The organism is Sphingomonas sp. PP-F2F-G114-C0414, from assembly GCF_003688595.1.
In the GTDB taxonomy this organism is placed as follows: Bacteria; Pseudomonadota; Alphaproteobacteria; order Sphingomonadales; family Sphingomonadaceae; genus Sphingomonas.
Genome location: NZ_RCWT01000006.1, coordinates 1 through 5944 on the forward strand (window position 1 = coordinate 1; position 5944 = coordinate 5944).

Below are 5944 nucleotides of genomic sequence, written 5' to 3' on the forward strand. Positions count from 1 at the left end.
ACCAGATGCTCCAAGCTTCTCGAGAGGGAGGTTATGCGAGTGTCGGTATTTTTGTCGGCTCTTTGACATTGTAGGTTAAGATGAAGGGACATGTGGGCGGCGGCTTGCGGTTTCCGGGCTCCTCAAGGGTTCGGGTAATCGTTTAAAGCTAAGTCGTTCTCATATGTCCTTCACATATTCCATATGTAATGGACGATTGTTGCGGTTTTCGGACTGTGGCGATTGTCTGAAAGATATTGTGCAGAGCGGCTCCTTGAGATGAGCTGGTTGATCGTGGAATTCCACTGCGATTGGCTGGTGACATAAACTTGAGAGTTTGATCATGGCTCAGAATGAACGCTGGCGGCATGCCTAACACATGCAAGTCGAACGAAGGCTTCGGCCTTAGTGGCGCACGGGTGCGTAACGCGTGGGAATCTGCCCCTTGGTTCGGAATAACAGTTGGAAACGACTGCTAATACCGGATGATGACGTAAGTCCAAAGATTTATCGCCGAGGGATGAGCCCGCGTAGGATTAGGTAGTTGGTGTGGTAAAGGCGCACCAAGCCGACGATCCTTAGCTGGTCTGAGAGGATGATCAGCCACACTGGGACTGAGACACGGCCCAGACTCCTACGGGAGGCAGCAGTGGGGAATATTGGACAATGGGCGAAAGCCTGATCCAGCAATGCCGCGTGAGTGATGAAGGCCTTAGGGTTGTAAAGCTCTTTTACCCGGGATGATAATGACAGTACCGGGAGAATAAGCTCCGGCTAACTCCGTGCCAGCAGCCGCGGTAATACGGAGGGAGCTAGCGTTATTCGGAATTACTGGGCGTAAAGCGCACGTAGGCGGCTTTGTAAGTAAGAGGTGAAAGCCCAGAGCTCAACTCTGGAATTGCCTTTTAGACTGCATCGCTTGAATCATGGAGAGGTCAGTGGAATTCCGAGTGTAGAGGTGAAATTCGTAGATATTCGGAAGAACACCAGTGGCGAAGGCGGCTGACTGGACATGTATTGACGCTGAGGTGCGAAAGCGTGGGGAGCAAACAGGATTAGATACCCTGGTAGTCCACGCCGTAAACGATGATAACTAGCTGTCCGGACACTTGGTGTTTGGGTGGCGCAGCTAACGCATTAAGTTATCCGCCTGGGGAGTACGGCCGCAAGGTTAAAACTCAAATGAATTGACGGGGGCCTGCACAAGCGGTGGAGCATGTGGTTTAATTCGAAGCAACGCGCAGAACCTTACCAGCGTTTGACATGGCAGGACGACTTCCAGAGATGGATTTCTTCCCTTCGGGGACCTGCACACAGGTGCTGCATGGCTGTCGTCAGCTCGTGTCGTGAGATGTTGGGTTAAGTCCCGCAACGAGCGCAACCCTCGCCTTTAGTTGCCATCATTTAGTTGGGCACTTTAAAGGAACCGCCGGTGATAAGCCGGAGGAAGGTGGGGATGACGTCAAGTCCTCATGGCCCTTACGCGCTGGGCTACACACGTGCTACAATGGCGGTGACAGTGGGCAGCAAGCACGCGAGTGTGAGCTAATCTCCAAAAGCCGTCTCAGTTCGGATTGTTCTCTGCAACTCGAGAGCATGAAGGCGGAATCGCTAGTAATCGCGGATCAGCATGCCGCGGTGAATACGTTCCCAGGCCTTGTACACACCGCCCGTCACACCATGGGAGTTGGATTCACCCGAAGGCGTTGCGCTAACTCGTAAGAGAGGCAGGCGACCACGGTGGGTTTAGCGACTGGGGTGAAGTCGTAACAAGGTAGCCGTAGGGGAACCTGCGGCTGGATCACCTCCTTTCTAAGGATATCGGCAGAAAGCGCTGACAGGCCCGCATCTTATGGTGCCACCCTGTCGGAAGAGCTTCTTCCATTCCAAAGAACATTAGCCGCCGTCCTCATGTCCCTTCATCACTAGGTTAGTCCATAAGACGAGACAGCATCCGCTGTCTTGGCTGTGGGCAAGCTCGGCCAGCGCGCGAAGCGCGCCCATCGGGTGCAGCTCTGTTGCGTCTGACGGGCGCAGCGGGTGTGGGCCTGTAGCTCAGTTGGTTAGAGCGCACCCCTGATAAGGGTGAGGTCGGTGGTTCGAATCCACCTAGGCCCACCACACACAAGTGCGTTTGGGGCCTTAGCTCAGCTGGGAGAGCGGTTGCTTTGCAAGCATCAGGTCATCGGTTCGATCCCGATAGGCTCCACCATTTCGCAGTCGAAAAGACGAGGCAGCAAAGCTGCCGCGCACTTCGACAAGAACGGCCAGCGCCGAGAAGCGCGCCCACAAGGCGCAGCTTCGCTGCGACTGACGGGCTCGCGGGCAACGCACCATCAGCATAACCTAGAGATGAAGAGAAACGGTTCGCCGTGCGAGAGCACGGTGATTGACGGGCACGCCCGTCGTATTTGACATTGTGAATGGGTTTTTTAAAATCGATGCCGTGAGGTGCTCGATTTTGGAGACGAGGATTGCTTCGGCAGTTCGTGAGCGCTTCGGCGTCAACGATCTGGACGAGCGGTTCGAGGCTCCAGATATCGACATCATCATACTAAATAATCTGGCTGAGATTATAATCATCCGCACCTGACAAAGGCCAACGCGCACTGCTCTGCCGAGTTGGTGATCCGAAAGGACACCCAGTGATGTCGTTGGTGGTGTGGACTCTCAAGCGTGAGGTAAGGGCAATTCGTGGATGCCTTGGCACATACAGGCGATGAAGGACGTGGCACGCTGCGATAAGCGTCGGTGAGCTGTGAGCAAGCTTTGACCCGACGATTTCCGAATGGGGAAACCCACCTATCCCGATTAATTCTACTTGAGCAGCAATGCTGGGGTAGAGTTAATTAGGTTAGGTATCACTTAGCTGAATACATAGGCTTCGTGAAGCGAACCCGGCGAACTGAAACATCTCAGTAGCTGGAGGAAAAGACATCAACCGAGATTCCGTTAGTAGTGGCGAGCGAACGCGGACCAGGCCAGTGCCTGAATTTCAACTAGCAGAACGATCTGGAAAGTTCGGCCATAGCGGGTGACAGCCCCGTATGCGAAAGTGAGAATTCAGGACTCGAGTAGGGCGGAACACGTGAAATTCTGTCTGAACATGGGGGGACCACCCTCCAAGCCTAAATACTCGTATGTGACCGATAGCGAACTAGTACCGTGAGGGAAAGGTGAAAAGCACCCCGATGAGGGGAGTGAAACAGTACCTGAAACGGATTGCCTACAAGCAGTTGGAGGGCTTTTATGGCCTGACAGCGTACCTCTTGCATAATGGGTCTGTGACTTAATGTATCAAGCAAGCTTAAGCCGATAGGTGTAGGCGCAGCGAAAGCGAGTCTGAATAGGGCGCCAGAGTTTGATGTATTAGACCCGAAACCCGGCGATCTAGGCATGACCAGGATGAAGGTGCAGTAACATGCACTGGAGGTCCGAACCGATTAACGTTGAAAAGTTACCGGATGAGTTGTGTTTAGGGGTGAAAGGCCAATCAAGCCGGGAAATAGCTGGTTCTCCGCGAAAACTATTGAGGTAGTGCCTCGCACGAACACCTTAGGGGGTAGAGCACTGGATGGGCTAGGGGGTCGCGAGATCTACCAAACCTAACCAAACTCCGAATACCTAAGAGTGATATGCGGGAGACAGACGGCGGGTGCTAAGGTCCGTCGTCAAAAGGGAAACAGCCCTGACCTACAGCTAAGGCCCCCAAATCGTATCTAAGTGGGAAAGCATGTGGGACTTCCAAAACAACCAGGAGGTTGGCTTAGAAGCAGCCATCCTTTAAAGAAAGCGTAACAGCTCACTGGTCTAAACAAGAGGTCCTGCGGCGAAGATGTAACGGGGCTCAAGATACGTGCCGAAGCTTAGGGTGTGCCACTTATGTGGTACGCGGTAGCGGAGCGTTCCGTAAGCCTGTGAAGCGATCTGGTAATGGGTCGTGGAGGTATCGGAAGTGCGAATGCAGACATGAGTAGCGATAAAGAGGGTGAGATGCCCTCTCGCCGAAAGACCAAGGGTTCCTGCGCAAGGCTAATCCGCGCAGGGTGAGCCGGCCCCTAAGACGAGCCCGAAGGGGGTAGTCGATGGGAACCACGTTAATATTCGTGGGCCTGGTGGTGTGTGACGGATCATGTGTGTTGTCATCCCTTATCGGATTGGGATGGCTTCGAAATGGTTCCAGGAAATAGCCCCACCGTATAGACCGTACCCGAAACCGACACAGGTGGTCAGGTAGAGTATACCAAGGCGCTTGAGAGAAGTGTCCTGAAGGAACTCGGCAAATTGCCTCCGTACCTTCGGAAGAAGGAGGCCCTCACTATGCGCAAGCACTTTGAGGGGGCACAGGCCAGGGGGTAGCGACTGTTTAGCAAAAACACAGGGCTCTGCTAAGTCGGCTTCAAGACGACGTATAGGGCCTGACGCCTGCCCGGTGCCTGAAGGTTAAGTGGAGGGGTGCAAGCTCTGAAATGAAGCCCAGGTAAACGGCGGCCGTAACTATAACGGTCCTAAGGTAGCGAAATTCCTTGTCGGGTAAGTTCCGACCTGCACGAATGGCGTAACGACTTCCCCACTGTCTCCAGGACATGCTCAGCGAAATTGAATTCTCCGTGAAGATGCGGAGTACCCGCGGTTAGACGGAAAGACCCCGTGCACCTTTACTGCAGCTTCAGAGTGGCATTAGGAAGAAACTGTGTAGCATAGGTGGGAGGCTTTGAAGCATCGGCGCCAGCTGATGTGGAGCCATAGGTGAAATACCACCCTGTTTGTTTCTGATGTCTAACCTCGTTCCGTAAGCCGGAACAGGGACCCTCTGTGGCGGGTAGTTTGACTGGGGCGGTCGCCTCCTAAAGAGTAACGGAGGCGCGCAATGGTGGGCTCAGGACGGTCGGAAACCGTCTGTTAGAGTGCAATGGCATAAGCCCGCCTGACTGCGAGACTGACAAGTCGAGCAGAGACGAAAGTCGGTCATAGTGATCCGGTGGTCCCTCGTGGAAGGGCCATCGCTCAACGGATAAAAGGTACGCCGGGGATAACAGGCTGATAACCCCCAAGAGCTCATATCGACGGGGTTGTTTGGCACCTCGATGTCGGCTCATCACATCCTGGGGCTGGAGCAGGTCCCAAGGGTTTGGCTGTTCGCCAATTAAAGTGGTACGTGAGCTGGGTTCAGAACGTCGCGAGACAGTTTGGTCCCTATCTGCCGTGGGCGTCGAAATTTGAGAGGAGTTGACCCTAGTACGAGAGGACCGGGTTGAACATACCTCTGGTGTACCAGTCGTTCCGCCAGGAGCGCAGCTGGGTAGCTATGTATGGACGGGATAACCGCTGAAAGCATCTAAGCGGGAAGCCTCCCTCGAGATAAGATTTCATAGAGCCGTCGGAGACCACGACGTTGATAGATCGGATGTAGAAGTGCGGTAACGCATGGAGCTAACCGATACTAATTGCTCTATTCGCGCTTGAGAGTCTCACACCATCAATGACAACACTGGGCAACCAGCTAGCCATTCGATAGTGCGGATGATTAAGACGACGCCAGATTGCCAATCCCCTCGCCGTCGAGGGATTGGTCACAAATACCACTAACCTTGCACGGTATCGATTTTAAACCCTCAGCCACGCTACAAAGCAACGCTGAGGGACCCAGATATGACGCGTACGCATGTCGCACCGGCTCCATTGCCTGGTGGCTATAGCGTCGGTGTCCCACCCGATCCCATTCCGAACTCGGCCGTGAAACCCGACTGCGCCAATGGTACTATCGCTCAAGCGATGGAAGAGTAGGTCGTCGCCAGGCATTGAAGCCCGTGCAACATGCATTCACACATATCCAAAACCCATTCACAAACGTCTCATACACACCCAACGCACGATAGCCGTGCCGTCGCGGGGTGGAGCAGCCCGGTAGCTCGTCAGGCTCATAACCTGAAGGTCACAGGTTCAAATCCTGTCCCCGCAACCA

The 5944-nt window shown here is 54.1% G+C and carries 1 protein-coding gene, 3 tRNA genes and 3 rRNA genes; all 7 read left to right on the forward strand.

The features are described from left to right. Positions 1–304 precede the first annotated feature (304 nt). The 7 genes from C8J47_RS00700 (at position 305) to C8J47_RS00730 (ending at position 5944) form a co-directional block, all read left to right on the forward strand. A 16S ribosomal RNA gene (locus C8J47_RS00700) occupies positions 305–1791 on the forward strand. 232 nt (positions 1792–2023) lie between these two features. Further along, positions 2024–2100: transfer RNA gene (locus C8J47_RS00705), tRNA-Ile, on the forward strand. A gap of 15 nt (positions 2101–2115) precedes the next feature. Then, a tRNA-Ala gene (locus C8J47_RS00710) sits at positions 2116–2191 on the forward strand. Positions 2192–2368: 177 nt separating this feature from the next. Next, on the forward strand, positions 2369–2572 hold the full coding sequence (locus C8J47_RS00715; protein ID WP_121884049.1) for a hypothetical protein: 204 nt from the start codon (positions 2369–2371) through the stop codon (positions 2570–2572). Positions 2573–2650: 78 nt separating this feature from the next. Next, a 23S ribosomal RNA gene (locus C8J47_RS00720) occupies positions 2651–5446 on the forward strand. A gap of 218 nt (positions 5447–5664) precedes the next feature. Next, positions 5665–5779: ribosomal RNA gene (gene rrf, locus C8J47_RS00725) — 5S ribosomal RNA — on the forward strand. The 16S, 23S and 5S rRNA genes sit together here with 3 tRNA genes alongside, the layout of an rRNA operon. Positions 5780–5867: 88 nt before the next feature. After that, positions 5868–5944, forward strand: a tRNA-Met gene (locus C8J47_RS00730).